Raw genomic sequence first — 17,787 nt, forward strand, 5'->3', positions numbered from 1 at the left:
AGGGAAGAGATGCATCATCACAAATTCTATATCTCGGGCGAATGGGTTGACCCCGTCGCCCCGCAAACGATGGACGTGATCAATCCGTCGACGGAGGAGCCTTTCGCGCAGATCAGTTTGGGGGCGGCTGCGGATGTTGATAAGGCCGTGCTCGCTGCTCGACGGGCTTTTCCAGCCTACAGTGCAACCTCGGTAGCTGAACGCGTAGAACTCCTCGACCAGATTGCAAACATCTACGAGCAGCGTCTTGATGAGTTTGCCAAGATCATCACCTTGGAAATGGGAGCGCCGGCTTGGTTCTCACGCCAAGTGCAGGTGACGATGGCGTTATCCCACTTCCGGGAAGCCCGACGCGTCTTGCAGGCCTACGATTTCGAGGCCCCGCTTGGGACGAGTCGGATTGTGAGGGAGTCGATCGGCGTCTGCGGGTTGATCACCGCCTGGAACTGGCCGCTGGGACTTGTTGCCTCGAAGCTTGCCTACGCATTGGCCGCGGGGTGCTGCGTCGTGCTCAAGCCGAGCGAGATAGCCCCCTTGAGCTCGGTACTGCTCGCCGAGGTGTTACATGACGCCGGCGTCCCGGCGGGCGTTTTCAATCTCGTGAACGGGACTGGGCCGGTGGTCGGTCACGCAATCTGCTCCCACCCGGATGTCGACATGGTGTCCTTCACGGGATCCACCGGTGCTGGCATTCAAATCGCCAAAACGGCGGCCGATACGGTGAAGCGCGTTCATCAGGAGCTTGGTGGCAAGTCAGCCAACATCATCCTGCCTGACGCGGATCTCGACGAGGCAATTCCAGCTGGGGTGTTGCGGGCCTTCACAAATTCCGGACAGGCCTGCGTTGCGCCGACCCGCATGCTGGTACAACGTGATCAGATGCCTCGCGTTGTCGAAATCGCACGCCGTGCCCTCGACAAGGTTGTGGTCGGCCACCCGGATGACGCAGGCACCCGACTCGGGCCGCTTATCAGCCAGGCACAGTTCGACCGTGTGCAAACCTATATTCAGCTTGGGATCGACGAAGGCGCTCAATTGGTAGGCGGCGGTCTTGGTCGCCCTAACGGTCTCAATCGCGGTTATTATGTTCGTCCCACGATCTTCGCTGATGTGGCGCCCGGAATGAGGATCGCACAGGAGGAGATCTTTGGGCCTGTTCTGTCCATCATCGGCTATGAGGACGAGGACGAAGCCGTGGAGATCGCGAATGGAACGGTTTTCGGTCTAGCCGCGTACGTCCATTCAGCTAACCTCCTGCGCGCGCAGGCTGTTGCGCGAAAGCTCCGTGCCGGACGCGCTTACATCAACATGGCAACGTCAGATACCGTCGCGCCCTTTGGAGGGTACCGGCAGTCGGGCAACGGACGCGAGAACGGTGTGTTCGGACTGGAAGAGTATCTGGAAGTGAAGGCGATACTTGGTTGGGCGGCGGCATAGCTGCTTGAACGTCTGATCGAGCGCTTGAAGGCGTCGGCCAAGCTCTTTGCCGACGAGACCACGGCGCCGGTGCTCGATCCCGGTCGCGGCCGAACCAAGACCGGCCAGCTCTTCGCCTACGTTCGTGACGAACGACCTTGGGGGCGTCGATCCGCCGGGCGTCGCTTATCTCTACGCGCCTGATCGCAAGTCCGAGCAGGCGGTCCGGCACCTTCAAGGCTTCGTCGGCACGCTGCAGGTCGATGGCTACGCAGGCTATAAGGTTCTGGCCGACCGCAATACCGTGGGCGTGGCCTTCTGCGGGAGCCACGTGCGGCACAAGTTACACGATCTCGCGCCGAGCGGTCCGGCGCCGATCGCCACGGAAGCGCTCGCGCGGATCGCCGAACTCTACCGGATCGACAGTGAGATCCGCGGCGGTTCGGCCGAGGAACGCCGCGACATCCGCCTGGCGAGAAGCCGCATCATCGTCGACTCGCCCTCATCAGCCAGAAGAGCAAACTCGCCGAGGCCATCCGCCACGCACTCTCGCGATGGATAGGCCTCAGTCGCTTCATCGACGACGGCCGCGCCGAGATCGACTCCAACGTCATCGAACGCGCTATCCGACCAATCGCGCTCAATCGCAAAATGCGGCCTTTACCCGCAGCGACGGCGGCGGCGAGCGCTGGACGGTCATCGCTAGGTCATCGAAACTACAAGCTCAGCGGCGTTGACCCACAATCTTACCTCGCCGACCTCATCGCCCGCATCGTCGCCTGCCACCCGCAGAGCCAGATCAACGACCTGCTGCCTATGCGCCAAGCCGCTCAAGGCCGTGGGCCTTAGAACACCGCATGCGCTTCAGCCTCCATCTCGACAGCTAGGGCCAGGAGACGGCAGACTCCTGTGCGGAGCCTCTCAGTCAGGTGATCGTCGATCTTGTCGGACTAACGCAGTCGGACGATGCTGGTAGGTGTGTGCATGGCGTGTCGCTCTCTTTGAGAGGTTGACAGGCTTGGACACCCGCCTCGATACGCCGCCTTCACGCCTCCGTCGTCACCCATTCTCCGCAATAGCTCGAGCGCATTCCGGTCGGGCACGAGGTGCCCTGTGTCGAGGCCGGGAGCCAGGGGGCTGCTGACACGTTTGGGCTATTTGGGCCCAATACGACATCAATCTCCATCCGGCGGTTTAGCCGAAGCCAGATTCACAATGTCGATTGCAGGCCTTGCAAACGCCTGTTAAAAATAGCTATAGAAAATATGAATGTCTGCCAGCCTGCTTTTGTGGTGCTGTTATGCGGCAGTGCCCGAGGCCGACCACACTTAAGGAGAGCATGCGATGAGTACCTTCCGCGAGGCGGTACGCGCCAGCGAGCAGGAGAGCACCCAAGGCATGCTTGGGCTTCTGGTCTATGCCCTCCTTCTAGAGAAGACGCCCCTATGGAACGAAGATGCTGGCGGGCGCATCGCACGTATTGGTGAGCATATTGGGTACTATGCCGAGTTGGAGCGCCAGAACAAAGTCTTCTTGGCTGGGCCTTTCGTTGATGATCCAGACCACCCCGATGGAATGATCCTGCTAAAGGTTGTCTCAGAAGCGGAGGCGCACGAAATTGCACAAGGGGACATCTTTCATGTCTTGAAGTACCGGACCTACCGAGTCCGTCCCTGGCTGATCAATAAAGGAGCACTGGACCTCTCTGTGCATTTCTCCGACCGCTCGTTCAACCTGGCATGACAACGGGGGAGACGGAAATGCCGAACGAGGGTAACGACCTCAAACTCCTAACAGAGCGAATGATGGCAGCACCATTTGTCGTGATCCGCCATGTCAATGCCCGCGATCCCGACGCGATACGCCGGCTCCTGCCCGATCACTTCGCCTACCTCATTGAACTGGAGCGCCGCGGCGTGCTGTTTGGGTCTGGTCCTGTAGCGGGCCCGGAGGTGCCTCCCTATGAGGGTCTGACTATCCTTCAGGGTGTTGATCTCTCCGAAGCTCAAGCCCTCTGGTGCGATGAGCCCTTTTTTAAAGCTGGGCTTCGCGACGCGCACTTTGCCATCTGGACTCTCAACGAAGGCGCACTACGCATCCGATTGTCTCTGTCGACGGCGACAGCCTCCCTTCCGGGGGTCTCGTCGTGAGCGTTTCTGACAGACCTGCCCCAACCGAGCCGATCGCGCGATCTGTCCAGGTCGGCTTTGTCGGCCTTGGCAGTCTCGGTTTGGTACTGGCAGGCAACCTGATAGAACGTGGTCACCGCGTCGTCGGCTATCGGCGCGGGTCGCTTGAGCCGCTCTCAGGTATTGGTGGCACGCCTGCGGCTTCGCCGGCGGCGGCCGCCGCCGGATCGGACGTGCTCATGACCTGCCTGCCGACACCTGAAGCCCTGACCGAGGTCGTGGCCGGTCCGAATGGATTTCTGTCGCGCGGCGGCTTGCTCCCAGTGCTTGTCGAAATGAGCACACTTGACATCGACGTGAAAATGCATACGGCGCGCCAGTACGCCGCTCACGGCGGCGTCATGCTGGACTGCCCGATCTCAGGTATTCCGACTGCCGTCGCGGCTCGAAAGGGTTTGATGCTCGCGAGCGGGGAACTCGCTGTAGTCGAACGCTGGCGTTCCGTTCTCGAAGACATGCTCGACAGCGTTGTTTACTGTGGAGATTTTGGCAATGGATTGCGGGTGAAGTACGTCGCGAATTTCCTCGTCGGTGTCCATATTCAAGCCGCCGCGGAGGCTGTTGCTCTAGCGGAAATCCTTGGTCTCGACTCACTTTTCGTCGCAAAGACCTTACGTGGCAGCGCTGCTTCGTCCGCCCAGTTCGATGCACGCGGTCCGATCATGGCGGCGCGGGAGCCAACAAAGCCCTTGGGGACTCCGCGCATCCTGCTCAAAGATCTTGAGATCATTGACAGGGTTGCGCGGGCGGGTGGGCTCTCTCCCAATCTCCTGAGCGCAGCCATTCCTCGCTATCGGGAGGCGATGGAGCGTGGTTACGGAGACGAGGACGTCGCGCGAATGATCGATCTCGTCGCTCCTGAGAGACAAGGAGACTAGTCATGACGGTCGTAGCCAACGCGGCCAAGCCCGTAATGGCGCCACCAGGCGTGCAGTCCTTGGGGCCGCCGTCACATTGCCCTTAATCATGGCATCAGCGGGTGAATCTGCTACCTGCCGCAACTCCGTAATGGCCTCAATTGTTCAACGACCCCAGCAACACCCCGCGTGGCTGCCACGTGAGCCCGGCTGGTTTAATCTTTCGCCATGCGGAAATTGGCTTCAACCTCCACCTCGCGCGTGACATCGATCACGAGCTCATCCCAAACAACATAGCCATCCGCTCTCCGGGAGGGTCGCGCAATGCCCCTGTCCCAATGGATCCGACCCTCCCGTACGACGACCCGCACACGGTGATCTAGGCCGCGTGGACGTTTCGCTTGCTTGTCCATGTTGGCACGATTTCAATCTCGACAGCTTCGACAATCTGCCTGACCCCACTGAGGTGGCCGTTTGATCCATGGTCATGTGCCATCAGGAGGACGAACGTATGAGCAGGAGGCGCTGTTGGCTGAAGAGATCGTCGAAGCTGCGGCAGGTATGCGGCCAACGTGCCTCTACTCAACGCTGGTGGCTCTCCACACGCGAGACGATATCGACGCCTGCTCACAGGCCGCTGCCGAACCGGCCAGCAAGATTTGCCGCACTCAGGCACCCCGGGGCTCTTCGATCAGTCGGTCTCGTTCATCGTCAGAGGCACGCCCGAACTCAACCGGCTGTCTAGCCGTTGATGCCGTTGCCGTCATCCTCATGGTAGGGCACGGTTGCAGCAAACTTTATAAGGGCCGGGGAGATCGGATGCGTGGCCTCCTCGGCCACATGAGCTGCCAAACCTGCCGCCCGACTGACCACGGCGAGACCTCTCATCGCCCGCACGGGAAAGCCGATCTCGCAGAGGACTGCGCCGAGTGCCCCCGTTACGTTCAGGAGAGCCGGCTGGCTGAGGCTTGAGCTAAGCTCCGTTTGAACGATCCTAAGAAGCTTGATGTACTTCCCTTGCACCCCAGCTTCCACAGCGATTTGCAAAAGCTTCTCTGCTCGTGGATCCGTTCCTCGGTAGAACGGGTGACCAAACCCCGGCAAACGTCGTCCAGTACTTCGATACTGGTTCACGAGATCTTGCGCCCAGGCAGTGTGATCGGCAACGTCGATGCCGGCGTTGAGAAAGGTGCCGACGCCCACCATCGTACCCGCGTACTTGTCCCCGACCATCATCAGGCCAGCCGCCACCGCGACCTGGGGTTGATCGGCAACAGAGTCGCCGACAAGGCGCGAAACGAGGGCCGTTGGCGTTAAACCATGATCCATCAGAATGACGAGGGCCGCGTCGAGAACGCGGCGCTGCACGCTGTCTGGTATTGTCCCGGTGACAGCGAGAAAGAACGCCTCCGAGAACGTGACATGATCAAGAACCTCAGTCAGAACGTCCCGACCGCGCAAGCGCAGGCGGTCAACGTCGAAAGGCGATGTACCGATCCGCGTGACGGGTCCCTCGACCTGGTCTGTTCGAGTGCTCATATACCCCCCCTACCCTGTCACTCGTTCTGGAGTTGAAGCCGGTTCCGGCGCGGTAGACCCCGCAGGTGCTCCAGTTCCCTCACTAACTCCCTTAGCCGTAAGGTTCTCACGCCAGCTCAGAACGTCAGCCTCGCTAAGCTCCAGTTCCTGCACGATCTCCTCACCATGCGCATTCATCTCAGGCGCCACCACCAGCGGCTGATCCTCACGTGACCCGTTGAAGGTAACCGGCCGGCGCGGGGCAATGTGCGGTCCCAGGATCGGATGCTGCATCTGCGCGAAAACGCCGAGGTGCTTCACCTGTTCGTCGTCGATCACCTCTGCGAGCGAATTGACAGGAGCATGCGGCACGTCCAGCGCAGCCAGGCGATCAAGCCAGTACGCTCTATCCTGCGAACGCGCCGCCGCATTCAACTCACGGGCGAGTTCGAGATAATTATCGACGCGCGCTGCCCTTGTGCTGAATCGCTGATCATCGGCGAGTTCCGGGATCATCAATGCTTCCAGGCAGGCCCGCCAGAATTTCTCCTGCGATGACAGGTGAACCGACAGCATTGCTCCATCCCGGCAGCGAAGAGCATAGGACTGAGAAGCCTGCACCCGCATGAAAGGGCCCGGCTCGAGACCAAGGAGGGTATGGGCCAGGAACGTGTCGGGCGTGAACGCGATCGCGGAGTCGAGCATGTTCACTTCAACACTGCTCACCCGACCGTGTGCCATCCGAGCATGGAGGGCGGCCAACAACCCGTAGCAGGCGTAGATACCTGTTAAGTTGTCAGCGATGGTTGGCCCTGTGATCCGAGGCTCCTCGGGCGTGAAGAACAAGCTGGAAAGGCCGCTTACAGCTTGCGCGACAGCATCATAGGCAGGTCGATCGCGGTAAGGGCCGCTCGTGCCGAAGCCGCTGATCGAGCAGAGGATCAAATTGGGATTGATCTTCTGCAACCGATCTTTGCCGAACCCGAGGCGGTCGAGGACACCAGGACGAAAGTTCTCGATCAGAACGTCGGCAGTCTCAAGAAGTTTTTCCAGAACGCGCCGACCGCTTTCGGATTTGAGATCCAACGCGATTGACCTCTTGTTACGATTGTAGGCCAAGAAATAAGGGCTGACGGATCCCCCACGGAAACTTCTAAACGGGTCACCACCTTCCGGATGTTCTACCTTGATTACATCGGCACCAAGGTCTGCCAGCATCATGCCTGCAAGTGGTCCGGTAATCATCGTTGTACATTCGACCACTCGCACTCCCTGTAAGGGCCGTTCCTGCATCGCCGCCTCCATTACTTCTGAGTATGCCGCCTCCTTTGAACAGGAGGCGGCAACGCATTCCATCAGAACCTATGGAACTCCTTGAACTCAGGGGTTCGGTGAGCAAGCTCCCAAGGATCGATTCGCACGTCGACTACAGTCACGACATCGGCCGCCAGGGCCTGTTCAAGCGCTGCCTTCAGGTCCTTCGGATCTTCCACTCGAATTCCTCGCGCACCATACGCCTCGGCGAGCTTGACGAAATCGGTGTCACCATAGGACGACCCGAGTTGGCGGTCGCCGTATTGCCTCTGCTGGAAGATCCTGAGCGCGCCGAAGGAGACGTCGTTATAGATGACCACGGTGATTGGAATGTTCTCGCGAACAGCCGTTTCAAGCTCTTGGGCATTCATGCTGAAATCGCCGTCGCCGATCGGAACGATAACCTGTCGGTGCGGTTGCGCCAGTTTCATGCCCATGCCGGCAGCAACTGCCCAAGCCATAGAGCCTGAACCGATGCTGTAATGGTACTGTCCGGGATGCAGGATCTTGATGTAGTTTGAGAAGTGGGTGTTGTGACCAGAACCGATGACAAAGATCGCGTCGTCGGCGGCGAGTTCCTCAAGAAGAGATGCTACAAGCTGTGGCTTGATGGGCTTCGAATCGAGGTCGACCGAGTAGAAAGTCTCTCTCTCCTGACGCTTCAATTCCGAGAGTCTTGCGATCGCCGCGTCCCTATACTCCGATGGCCGAGTTGTAGATCGAGAGCGCAACCGATCCAGGACATCGCGGAGGAACGCCCCAGTGTCAGCATGCACCCCTACCGCCACGGCATACTGCCGACCGATTTCGAGCGGCTCGCTCTCAACCTGGATGATCTTGGCCTCGGGCTGGATAAGCTGCCAGTTAATCGTGTTCACGTTATGGAACTGGCATCCCAGCCCAAGGATCGCGTCCGCTTCCGCCACGATCGTGTTCGCCGCAGTGTGACCAAAGTGGCCGAGAAGTCCGCCCGCGAGGGCGTGGTCCTCAGGAAATGTTCCCCGGCCCATCTCAGTCGCCACCACGGGAATTCCGAGTGCTTCGGCCAGGGATCTCAGTTCCGAATCGGCTTTCGACCAAGCAACGCCCCGCCCCGCGATGATAACGGGACTTTTCGCTTCGGCCAGGATGTCCAAAGCACGCTCGACAGCCTCCTCTTCAGGCCGCGGCGCACGGGCAACAAAGCCCATGTGGGCGCCGCCACGAAGCGAAAGATCGAACGTTTCTGTGTCGGCAGGCTGGGCCAGCAGATCTTTGGGGAAGTCCAGATGGACGCAGCCCGGAAGCCCCGACTGGGCCACGTGCATCGCAGTGCGCATCAGGCGCCTCGCGTCCTTCGCTTCAATCATCTGATCGGAGAACTTCGTGAACTTGCTGAAAACCCCCACGACATCGAACTCGTGCCAGATGTCTCGCCCAAGCCGAAAACGGTCTAGGTTGGCCGAGAGAACCATGACGGGCACATTGTCCTTATGAGCCGTCCAGGTGCCCAGAACTGCGTTCGCGACGGCTGGTCCAACGTGCATCGTCACGACGCCGAGCTTCCCTGTGACGCGGGAATAGCCGTCCGCCATAGCCACAGCGCTCATCTCAAGCCGCGTCGTGATATAGCGAATTTCGCTCGATCGAGCGTGGAGGCCGTCGATGATCGGCAGGATCGTGTCCCCCGTCATGCCGAAGACGAATGGAACCCCCTCCTTGACCAGAGCATCGACGATAGCCTCAGCAGCCGTCTCCTGTGCTCCTGCAGCGCCCTTGGCGGACGGCGCACTCGTGACCTGCGTCTCGATGTTCATAGCTTCCTCCTCGATCTAACTCGCTAGTGGTGTGTCTATTTGTTTATACATATATTTAATAGCTTTCTTGGTCAAGGGAGCCATTGACCAGACAGCACACTTTTCCTCCGCGCGACTGGTGACGAGCGAGTGAGAGAGGGCCTGCAAGGAGTTAGCTCAAATCCGGAGACTTCGATGATCGAGATGCACGGTGGACACGTGTTACTTCGGTTCATCCGGACAGTTGGCGTCCGCCCTTCCGGGCTGGGTCGAACACATCGTTTCAGGGCATTGCGACACGGTTGATGTCGGCGTTGCAAAGCCTCTCCTTCGAGCAGGTGTCGACCCTGCTCACCCGTTAACTCTAGGACAAATGCTGACGACGGCTTCAGTTCTTCGCATAGAAGAATGCAGGAGCTGCTCTGCCCGCTTGGACATCGCTAGCCCAGAGTCGGATCCGGCGGATCTATGCAAAGACCGGGTAGCGCATCCTGCACACATGCTACGCTTGGCGTGTCCAGGTTCTCATGGAGACAAGCGCACCGGATATCTTGCAGGCAGCAGAAATAGAGGAAATTGCATAAAACAAGCGCTGGACGCCAGCATGTGACAATTGCCATGCAAGGCTGGTCAAGGCCACTCGACGCGTATTCGTATGCCAAGCCGCAGCCCGGATCTTGCCCGGTGAACGACTTGCATCCCTACGGGGCAGAATCTAGTCGGTGGATTCCGTCAGTATCGAGAGGTTGTTTGCAACCGCAGCGGCAGCACCGTATTGCTCGATCAATCGTTCCAGGAACTGGGTCACAACCCGAACGTCATCCTTTCGGAGACCTTTGAACCAGACATCGTTGATCGCGGAAATCGAAGGCATCGATTTATCGAGTGTATTTCTCGACTTACGGGTGAGCTTCACCAGCATTGCGCGGCTGTCCTCGCTGTCCTCAACTTTGGTGACCCAACCCTCGGATTGCAGGCGACCGACTGTGGCTGTGACATTCGCACCGGCACTGTGGAGGTAGTCCGCTATCTGTTTTATGCGTACGCCGCTCTCACCCTCTATGTGGTACAGCGCCATTATGACGGCAAACTCGGTGGAACTTACCCCGAGTTCACCTGCCAAAGCCCGACGCATGGATTGCAACCGGCTGACGGAGGCGAACAGCAAAGCCATCATGTGCCTAAACTCTTGACTGTCGCCTCCTTCCAGCAGTTCCGGCAAAGTCAGGGTCGGCCGTGTACTTAGCTGATTTGAAGATTTTGACTTCTTCACCCGGGACGACGGTCCTACCGTCGTCTTTTTATCGGCAAAATCGAACGATCTAGCCACCGGAGCTCCCTTTATTATTGCTATACTCAATATACGAAGGACTGCGGATCGCAAGCGATCACTACTCGGTTTCCCACAGATATCGACGCGGTTTTCACGGGGCCGGGAGCACGGCGGTTCATCAGCCGACCAGCGCCGTTACCTCTACCTCGATGAGCATTTCCTCGTCCGCTAGTTCCTGAATGACGAGCAGCGAAGCGAACGACGGCTCCCTCATGAGTGCAGGAACATTCGCCTCGAGCCAGGATTGGCGAGCAGCCACATAACGTGTCCTCAACGTGCGGTCGGACAGGTACTGGTTGATCCGAACGGCCCGTTCAAGTGTGCTTCCGGCTTCCAACAAAGCTTCTTGAGCCCTCGCGAAAGCCAAAGCGGTCTGCTCCTCGATCGATCTCACGGGTTGGCCCGCATCATCTGTCTCGCCAGCAGTACCCGCCAAGAACACGAAATCGCCAGCAACCACGCCCTTCAGCCATGGCATCGGCTGGCCCGCGACGTGAACCCGACCGAGGGCTCTCTTCTCTATCCGTTTTGTGTTTGTGCTCATGCGACCCTCTGCTGTTTGTCAACCTTGTTCAACGAACCCGAATGTTCGAGTCCTTTCTCCTGCAAGTATGCCGCGACCTGGCGGCTTGCCACGTGCGCCGATTGAATAGCGCCATCGATGAAACCGAACCAACCACTCGCGTAGTCCGCTCCGGCAAAGAAGACAGATCCTTCGGGCCGCTGAAGATCATCAAAGTAGCTTGAGAGCTGCCCAGGCTTCAGCATCGTCCACGTCTGCTTCGAGAATGGGTCGGTCGCCCAGTCATGGCAAACATGCTCGACAAGTTGCGCCTTCGGCACCCAGAGCCGCACCGCTTTCTCGATCGCGGAGCGGTCAGACGGATCAAGTGCCTTTCGGGATGGCGAAAAGCCATTTGCAATGACGGTGCCGTCCTTCTCCTCATCGTCGACACGCAAATAAGACAGCGGGTGCTCCGGCGGCGCCAGGGCGAGCAAGGCCTCCTGAGGCATGTTCCGCAACCTCAACCAGAACATGCTTCCCTGTGTCATCTGGCCCTCGCTCACGAAGGCAGATTTGCCTTTCGCGAGTGGTGGAGAGAACTCGATGTCCCCAAGCGTCGATAACGGAACGGTAACCACAGCCGCGCGTGAGGTGAAGGTACGACCATCGGCCAGAAGGATCTCGACGGCCTGGGGATTCTGGCGAATTTGCGAGACCACTGCATTAAGTTCAATGCTTCCCTTGCCTTCCGACAGGATCGCCGAGTGAAGCCGCCGCGTTCCGTCACGCAATCGGAACTGCTGGAGGGTCTGAGCGAGAAGATCAGGATCTCCGCCAACCATCGCAAGACGGCGCATCCCCTGGGACAGCGCTCCATCGTCGGGAGGCGCGTTGAAGGAGACCGACGCCAGCGCCCTGACCGCGTCGAGCACCTCACCTTCCACGCCGTCGGCGGTGAGCTTGTCCCGGATTGACAACTTATCGATCTCTGCGAGCTTTGCTCGAGCATAAAGTGGGTCATGCGGGCGGGGGAAAACGTCGGTTGCGCCGGCATAAAGGGTCTGCCAAGCTCCCGAATAAAGATCGTGGAACTCATCCACCGAGCACTCGCGAATAGCGCCGCCGCTAGCGTAGCGAACTCGTTGAATTGGCTTACGTTCGTAGAGCTCCAAACCATACCGCGTGACTTCGGACCAGACGTGCGGCTGGAGCCAGTGCAGCCATTGTCCTCCCACCTCCGTGACACGCCCGTGCCATTCGATCGTCTTTGTTCTACCGCCGAGGCAGTCGCGAGCCTCAAGCAGGATGCAGTTTACACCCCGTGAAGAAAGCTCTCGCAGTGCGACAGCACCGGCGAAACCGCCGCCGATGATAATGACATCCGCATCTACCTCAAACGATTGGTCCATCTGTGCCCCCTACATTCCGCTGCCGGCATGTGCCGGAACAGGTATTTCAATCGACGGCGTGGCATTGACGAGGAACTTGGTGTAGCCGTCACTCGGCCGGTCGATGACGTCTGCCGCGCGACCACTCTCGACGACCCGTCCCTGGTTGATCACCAGCACGGAGTCGGCGATGTTGCGCACGAGCGCAATATCGTGAGTGACGAACAAGAGCCCGAGTCGATCTTCTCGCTGCAATCGCCGTAGCAGATCGACAACGTTCGCTTGCACCGATACGTCCAAAGCTGACGTAATCTCATCACAAATGAGGAGCTTGGGTCGACACACGAGCGCACGGGCGATCGCGACGCGTTGGCGCTCTCCGCCCGAGAGTTCTCCCGGATACTGTCCGAGCACCGCGGGGGTCAAAGATACTCTCTCGAGCGCTGTCAGGACCTCTTGACGTGCCCGCGCTCCTCGAATGTTAAAGAGCGTTTCAAGGGGTGAAGCAACAATGTCGCCGATCGTACGGCGAGGGTTGAGCGACCGGAATGGGCTTTGAAAGATGTACTGAAGCTGCTGCCGAACGGAGGCGGGTCGACCTCGCGCATCACGGGCCTGAACCTGTCCTGCAAACCGGACCGTTCCGTCAGAGGCTGCGACCAAGCCCATGATGCACCGCGCCAGGGTGGTTTTGCCGGATCCTGAGCCGCCCAGGAGCGCAACACACTCGCCCTCGCGAACGGAAAAGCTCACGCCATCCAGGACGCGCATGTTGCCATAGCTTGCCGAGAGACCAGACACATTGAGGAGCTCGGTGCCGATCACCTCGGGTCCAATCGGTGCAGTTACACGCGCCTGGTGCAGGTTTTCGGTCGGGAAGAAGCACCGGGTTTGATGAGCCTCGGCGACCAAGTCGAGCGATGGTTCCTCGACATGGCAGCGCTCTTGGGCCTGTGCACAGCGCGGAGCGAAGCGACAGCCGGGATCACGAGACCCCGGACGCGGGGCTCGCCCCGGCATGGTTTCGAGAGCATAACGCGCATGGCGATCGGGAGTCGCCCGAAGAAGCTTGCGGGTGTACGGATGACGCGGACGCGTGAAAACATCCTCGCATCGACCCGCCTCGACGATCCGCCCTCCGTACATGACCAAAATCCGATCAGCGAGAGATGAGACGACCGCCAAGTCATGCGTCACGTAGAGCGCAGCTGCATTGCTCTGCTGGCAGAGCCTCGCAACGGTGCGAAGGACGTAGGCCTGGGTACTCACGTCGAGCCCTGTGGTCGGCTCATCGAGAACGATCAACTTGGGTTGGCACATGAATGCCATCGCGATGGCGACCCGTTGGAGCTGTCCTCCCGATAGTTGATGCGGAAGGCGTGAAAGAAAGGCGGCATCGCCGGGCAGTTGAACGTCGCGCATCGCCGTGCCGACCAGCTCATTACGTTCGCTCCCGGTCAGTTTGTCGCGGTGAGCCGCCAAAACCTCTCTGAGCTGGGTGCCAATGCTGAGGAAGGGGTTGATGGCTGCAGCGGGATCCTGAGGTATATAAGCGACGAGACGCCCCCTGATCCCCTGCAATGAGCTCCGATGCATCGACAGAATGTCTTTTCCGTCGATGATGACCCGACCGCTGGCAATGGTCGCTCCCCTTCGCGCGTATGCCAGAAGAGAGAGGGCAACCGTACTCTTGCCGGATCCTGACTCACCGACCAGGCCGACAATTTCACCAGGGCGGAGCGTGAAACTGATATCGTCCACGATTTCGTCGCGTCGACCAATCGTCTCAACCCTTAGCTTGACTACTTCTGCAGCTAACATCGTCAACGTCCTTGCTGGCCCGATCCGGATGCTCTTCGCGCCAGAGAATCGGCGATGAGCCCGGCGCCGATTGTCAGGACCGCGATCATGAACGCCGGGAGCACGACGGCCCAGGGCTGGATGAGTAGCCCATTGCGGTTTTCATTGAGCATCAGCCCCCAGTCGGCTTGCGGCGGTTGTAGTCCGAAGCCAATGAAACTAAGGCCGGAAATGAGGCCGACCGACCACGTCAGTCGGGTCGTAAACTCCACGGCCAGCGGCGTAAGCAGGCTCGGTAGAACTTCGCGGGTCAGGACAACCCGGCTCGGCGTTCCAATCACTTGAGCTGCTTGAATGAATTCATGCTGCATGAGCTCGGCAGTTAGGCCGCGGGTCACCCGTGCGATCCGCGGGGCGTGCGAAATCGCCGTAACGAGGGTGATCAGCCACAGTTGCGGACCGAGCATCGAAACGAAAAGGACGACAAGAACAATCTGCGGAAAGGCGAGGATCAGATCCATCGCTGCCATAATGACGTCGCTGACCCAGCTGTTCGACGCACCCGCCGCGAGGCCGACAGCTACCCCGGCGACGAGTGCCAGAACCGTCGCCGTCAAGCTCAGTCCAAGCACCGTTTGACCACCCCACAGAGTGCGGCTGAGAACGTCGCGCCCAAGAAAATCGGCGCCAAACCATAACTCACCGGACGGCTGCTCGAAGGGCGCAGCCAAGAGCGCCGTCGATGTATGGGGAGCGAGCCAGGGGCCAAGCAGAACGAGGGCGAGGACAAAACCGACGAGGACCACTCCAAAGCCCATTCCGGCGTCGGGTAAACGTCTGGGCCTTTTACGGCGCTGTGGTGACGTTAGAACGTTGGATGTCATGATGCCCCCCTCATGTGCGGGTTCGCAAACGCGCTGAGTATATCTGCGATAAGGTTGAGGGCCACGTAGACGCTGGCCAGCAACAATGTGGCTGCCTGGAGTACGGGAAGGTCGCGAGATGCGACGGCTTCAACGAGGGTTTGACCCAACCCTGGATAGCTGAACAGGTATTCGATCACGACCACACCGCCCGCCAGATACGCCAGTGTTGCGGCAGCTACTTGGATCGTGGGAACAAGCACATTGGGGAACGCGTGCACGAAGATGACGCGCCACTCGGACAAGCCTTTCAGGCGCGCCATCTGAACGTAATCTGTTTCGAGCACAGCCAGCATCGTGGCACGTACGAAACGGCCCAGGTAAGGAACTGTCACCAGAACCAGAGTAGCAACAGGGAGGACCAGGACCTCGGGCACCTTGAGAGGGCTCATCCCAGGCGTCACAATCGAGATCGCAGGAAGCAGATGGAACACTGCGGTCGAGAAGACCAGGACGAGGCCGATACCGACAACGAACTCCGGCAACGCTGTCAGTACCATAGCAGTAACGTTGAACACTCCATCGAACACTCCCTTCTGCCTCGTTGCCGCGAGCAGCCCCAGGCCTACTGAAATCAGGAGACTTAGAATGGCGGCCGCACCGGCCAGGATCATCGTGTTCGCGGCTCGCCGGCTGATGAGATCGGCTACGGGCTGACGGGTGGCCAACGACTGCCCAAGGTCGAACGTGAGAACGCCCTTCATCCACTGTATATATTGGTCTAGCGGCGCGGCATTCAGGCCAAGTTCCTCCCTAAGGGCGGCCAGGCGCGCAGGTGTCGCATCCCGGCCCAGGATAATCTGGGCCGGATCACCTGGAAGCACCTGAGTAGCGGCAAATACCAAGACGGAGACAAGCCATAGAGCCAGAAGTCCGAAACCCAACCGCCGCAAGATCCAGGCCCAGCGCGATGGGGCGGACGGCACCGGCAGGTCTGCCGGTGCCGCATCAGCGTCCTCTGTGCTCATCGCGGAACGATACAGCATCACGTCATTTCCTATTTTGAAGGTCGGCCTCGCCAGCGTCACTAGGCGACGAAGTATGCTTTCTTGAACTTGTAACGGTTCAGACCCCACCCCGTAAGGTCGGGCTCCAAGCCGCCAATCTGGGCCGAGTGAGCATCGATAGTGTCGGGGTAGCCCCAGATGATCAGCCCGCCCCGCTCAAAGGAAATCCGCTGCATCTGATGGACAAGCTCGCACCGGCGGTTCTGATCAAGTTCGGCGCGGGCAAGGTCGTTAAGACGCGTGAACTCTTCGTCGGAGAACCGGGTCGGGTTGAGGGGTGAAGTGGCGAGTTCCCCCAAGGCAACCTGGTTCAGGTAAGGATTGTGGGTCCAGTAATCTACCGCGAAGGGCCAGTTGGTATACTCCGCGAAGAAGCCACCCTGGTCGAGCCGCTTGACGTTGATTGTCACATCCCCTTCCCGCGCCTGTTCGGCAAAGATCTGTGAAGCTTCGAGCAGACCCGGTGCGGCCGCGGTCGTGGCCAATTCCAACTGCAGATTGGAATGACCCGCGCGGGCAAGCAGCGACCGAGCCTCCTTGACGTCGCGCTCCCGAACCAGAGATGTGTCGAAACAGGGATCATTGGGCGAGTACGCGTCGTATGCGACACGCCCGTGGCCGGAGAAGGCCAGTTTTACGAGCTGCTCGCGATCGACCAGCAACCGCAGAGCCTGCCGCACCCTGACGTCGTCGAAAGGAGGCTTGTCGACCCGCATCGTGAATGGCCGAAACGACCCCGCTTTGCTCGTCAGGACCTTGAAGCTACTGTTGGCACTCACCACCGGTATCTGGGAGTAGGGAAGACCCTCGATCGCGTGAACCTGCCCTCCGAGAAGAGCATTCACCCGCGCAACATCGTCGGGGAGATCGATGAGGACCAGTTCGTCTACGTAAGGCGCTTGTCCATGATAGTTCTCGAAGCGCTTGAAAGTCGATTGCTCACCGGGAACAAATTGGTCGAGCTTGACCGGGCCTGAACCAACGGGGCTCTTAGGGTCGAAATCGACAGGCACGACACCGGTGCTTAGTACGCGGAAAGCGTCCCGCAGTGCCGCATCGGGACGGCGAAGCTTAAGACGGATCGTACGGTCGTCCAGCTTGACGATCTGCGTTGGATCGATGGAGCGCATAAGCGGCGCTACATTGCGAGGGTTCTTCGGATCGATGATCCGTCGAATCGTATAGGCGACGTCATCCGCGCCGATCGTCTTGCCGTTGTGAAATTCAGCTCCCTGCTTGATCCGAATCGTCCACTCGGTTGCCGAGGGATTTACCTCGAACTCCTCTGCCAGAAGCGGTCGATACTCGGCCTGTTCGTTATCATCCCCCAAACCGTCGTAGAGATTGAGAACACGGGCGATGTCAGCCGGGGTAATCGCGGAATGCGGGTCAAGTGAGTCGGTGGGGCCGCCGCCGGCGATGCCAACGCGCAGAGACCCACCCTTCTGGGGTTTTGGGCTGCTCTGCCCAAGTGCGGAGCCCGCATAACCAAGAGCCATCGCGGCAATCGCGCCACCCATCAGCTGACGGCGGTCCAGTGTGTTCCGAAGCATGCGTATTTTCGACATGTGCGTTCCTCCCTACACATAGAATATTGCTATAGACAATAGGTAGTCAAGTGTGTTTAATTCACTCAATGATTGCTCCCGGGCGAAGCGCATCGATGAGCGCGAGCCGCGGGGAACTGCGCACAGAGGAGACGTTTCTCGTGAGTTACGCAGACCTGAGAGGGTTCATCGAGGCGCTCGACAACCAGGGCATG

14 protein-coding genes and 1 pseudogene are annotated in these 17,787 nt (G+C 59.4%); 5 read left to right on the plus strand and 10 right to left on the minus strand.

Annotation, left to right across the window (positions count from 1 at the left end; translation table 11 throughout):
• Positions 1-9 precede the first annotated feature (9 nt).
• The 5 genes and pseudogenes from EN850_RS28470 to EN850_RS28505 all read left to right on the plus strand — a co-directional run bounded on the left by EN850_RS28470 (position 10) and on the right by EN850_RS28505 (position 4,483).
• Positions 10-1,437 carry an aldehyde dehydrogenase family protein gene (locus EN850_RS28470; protein ID WP_135917393.1) on the plus strand — a complete coding sequence of 476 codons (1,428 nt, stop codon included), beginning with the start codon at positions 10-12 and terminating at the stop codon, positions 1,435-1,437.
• 6 nt (positions 1,438-1,443) lie between these two features.
• A pseudogene (locus EN850_RS37320) lies at positions 1,444-2,265 on the plus strand (IS66 family transposase); the annotation flags it as partial.
• Positions 2,266-2,760: 495 nt separating this feature from the next.
• Positions 2,761-3,159, plus strand: a complete 399-nt coding sequence (locus tag EN850_RS28495) for a hypothetical protein (RefSeq protein ID WP_135917387.1) — start codon at positions 2,761-2,763, stop codon at positions 3,157-3,159.
• A gap of 17 nt (positions 3,160-3,176) precedes the next feature.
• The gene (locus EN850_RS28500; RefSeq protein ID WP_167531263.1) at positions 3,177-3,566 is read left to right on the plus strand and encodes a YciI family protein; all 390 of its coding nucleotides are present in this window, start codon (positions 3,177-3,179) and stop codon (positions 3,564-3,566) included.
• Positions 3,563-4,483, plus strand: a complete 921-nt coding sequence (locus tag EN850_RS28505) for an NAD(P)-dependent oxidoreductase (RefSeq protein ID WP_135880861.1) — start codon at positions 3,563-3,565, stop codon at positions 4,481-4,483. The genes EN850_RS28500 and EN850_RS28505 overlap by 4 nt, the downstream gene beginning before the upstream one ends.
• Before the next feature lie 720 nt (positions 4,484-5,203).
• Here EN850_RS28505 and EN850_RS28510 read toward each other — a convergent pair.
• The 10 genes from EN850_RS28510 to EN850_RS28555 all read right to left on the minus strand — a co-directional run bounded on the left by EN850_RS28510 (position 5,204) and on the right by EN850_RS28555 (position 17,593).
• The gene (locus EN850_RS28510) at positions 5,204-6,001 is read right to left on the minus strand and encodes a citryl-CoA lyase (RefSeq protein WP_135917385.1); all 798 of its coding nucleotides are present in this window, start codon (positions 5,999-6,001) and stop codon (positions 5,204-5,206) included.
• A gap of 9 nt (positions 6,002-6,010) precedes the next feature.
• Positions 6,011-7,273: a CoA transferase gene (locus EN850_RS28515; protein WP_135917383.1), complete on the minus strand. Its 1,263-nt coding sequence runs from the start codon at positions 7,271-7,273 to the stop codon at positions 6,011-6,013.
• 62 nt (positions 7,274-7,335) lie between these two features.
• Complete coding sequence (locus EN850_RS28520; RefSeq protein WP_135917382.1) at positions 7,336-9,090, minus strand: thiamine pyrophosphate-binding protein; 1,755 nt, start codon at positions 9,088-9,090, stop codon at positions 7,336-7,338.
• A gap of 694 nt (positions 9,091-9,784) precedes the next feature.
• Positions 9,785-10,399, minus strand: coding sequence for a MarR family winged helix-turn-helix transcriptional regulator (locus EN850_RS28525; RefSeq protein ID WP_135880865.1), 615 nt, complete (start codon positions 10,397-10,399; stop codon positions 9,785-9,787).
• Between the two features lie 121 nt (positions 10,400-10,520).
• Positions 10,521-10,946: a Rid family hydrolase gene (locus EN850_RS28530; protein WP_135880866.1), complete on the minus strand. Its 426-nt coding sequence runs from the start codon at positions 10,944-10,946 to the stop codon at positions 10,521-10,523.
• A complete protein-coding gene (locus tag EN850_RS28535; protein WP_135917380.1) occupies positions 10,943-12,316 on the minus strand; it encodes an NAD(P)/FAD-dependent oxidoreductase in 1,374 nt (457 codons plus the stop codon). The genes EN850_RS28530 and EN850_RS28535 overlap by 4 nt, the downstream gene beginning before the upstream one ends.
• Positions 12,317-12,325: 9 nt before the next feature.
• Positions 12,326-14,116, minus strand: coding sequence for an ABC transporter ATP-binding protein (locus EN850_RS28540; protein ID WP_135917378.1), 1,791 nt, complete (start codon positions 14,114-14,116; stop codon positions 12,326-12,328).
• A 2-nt stretch (positions 14,117-14,118) separates the two neighbouring features.
• Positions 14,119-14,979, minus strand: a complete 861-nt coding sequence (locus EN850_RS28545; RefSeq protein WP_210235464.1) for an ABC transporter permease — start codon at positions 14,977-14,979, stop codon at positions 14,119-14,121.
• A complete protein-coding gene (locus EN850_RS28550; RefSeq protein WP_210235463.1) occupies positions 14,976-16,004 on the minus strand; it encodes an ABC transporter permease in 1,029 nt (342 codons plus the stop codon). Before EN850_RS28550 ends, EN850_RS28545 begins: the two co-directional genes overlap by 4 nt.
• A gap of 41 nt (positions 16,005-16,045) precedes the next feature.
• A complete protein-coding gene (locus EN850_RS28555) occupies positions 16,046-17,593 on the minus strand; it encodes an ABC transporter substrate-binding protein (RefSeq protein ID WP_136092739.1) in 1,548 nt (515 codons plus the stop codon).
• Positions 17,594-17,787: the final 194 nt, after the last annotated feature.

The sequence above is a fragment of the Mesorhizobium sp. M8A.F.Ca.ET.207.01.1.1 genome, assembly GCF_004794715.1.
In the GTDB taxonomy this organism is placed as follows: domain Bacteria; phylum Pseudomonadota; class Alphaproteobacteria; order Rhizobiales; family Rhizobiaceae; genus Mesorhizobium.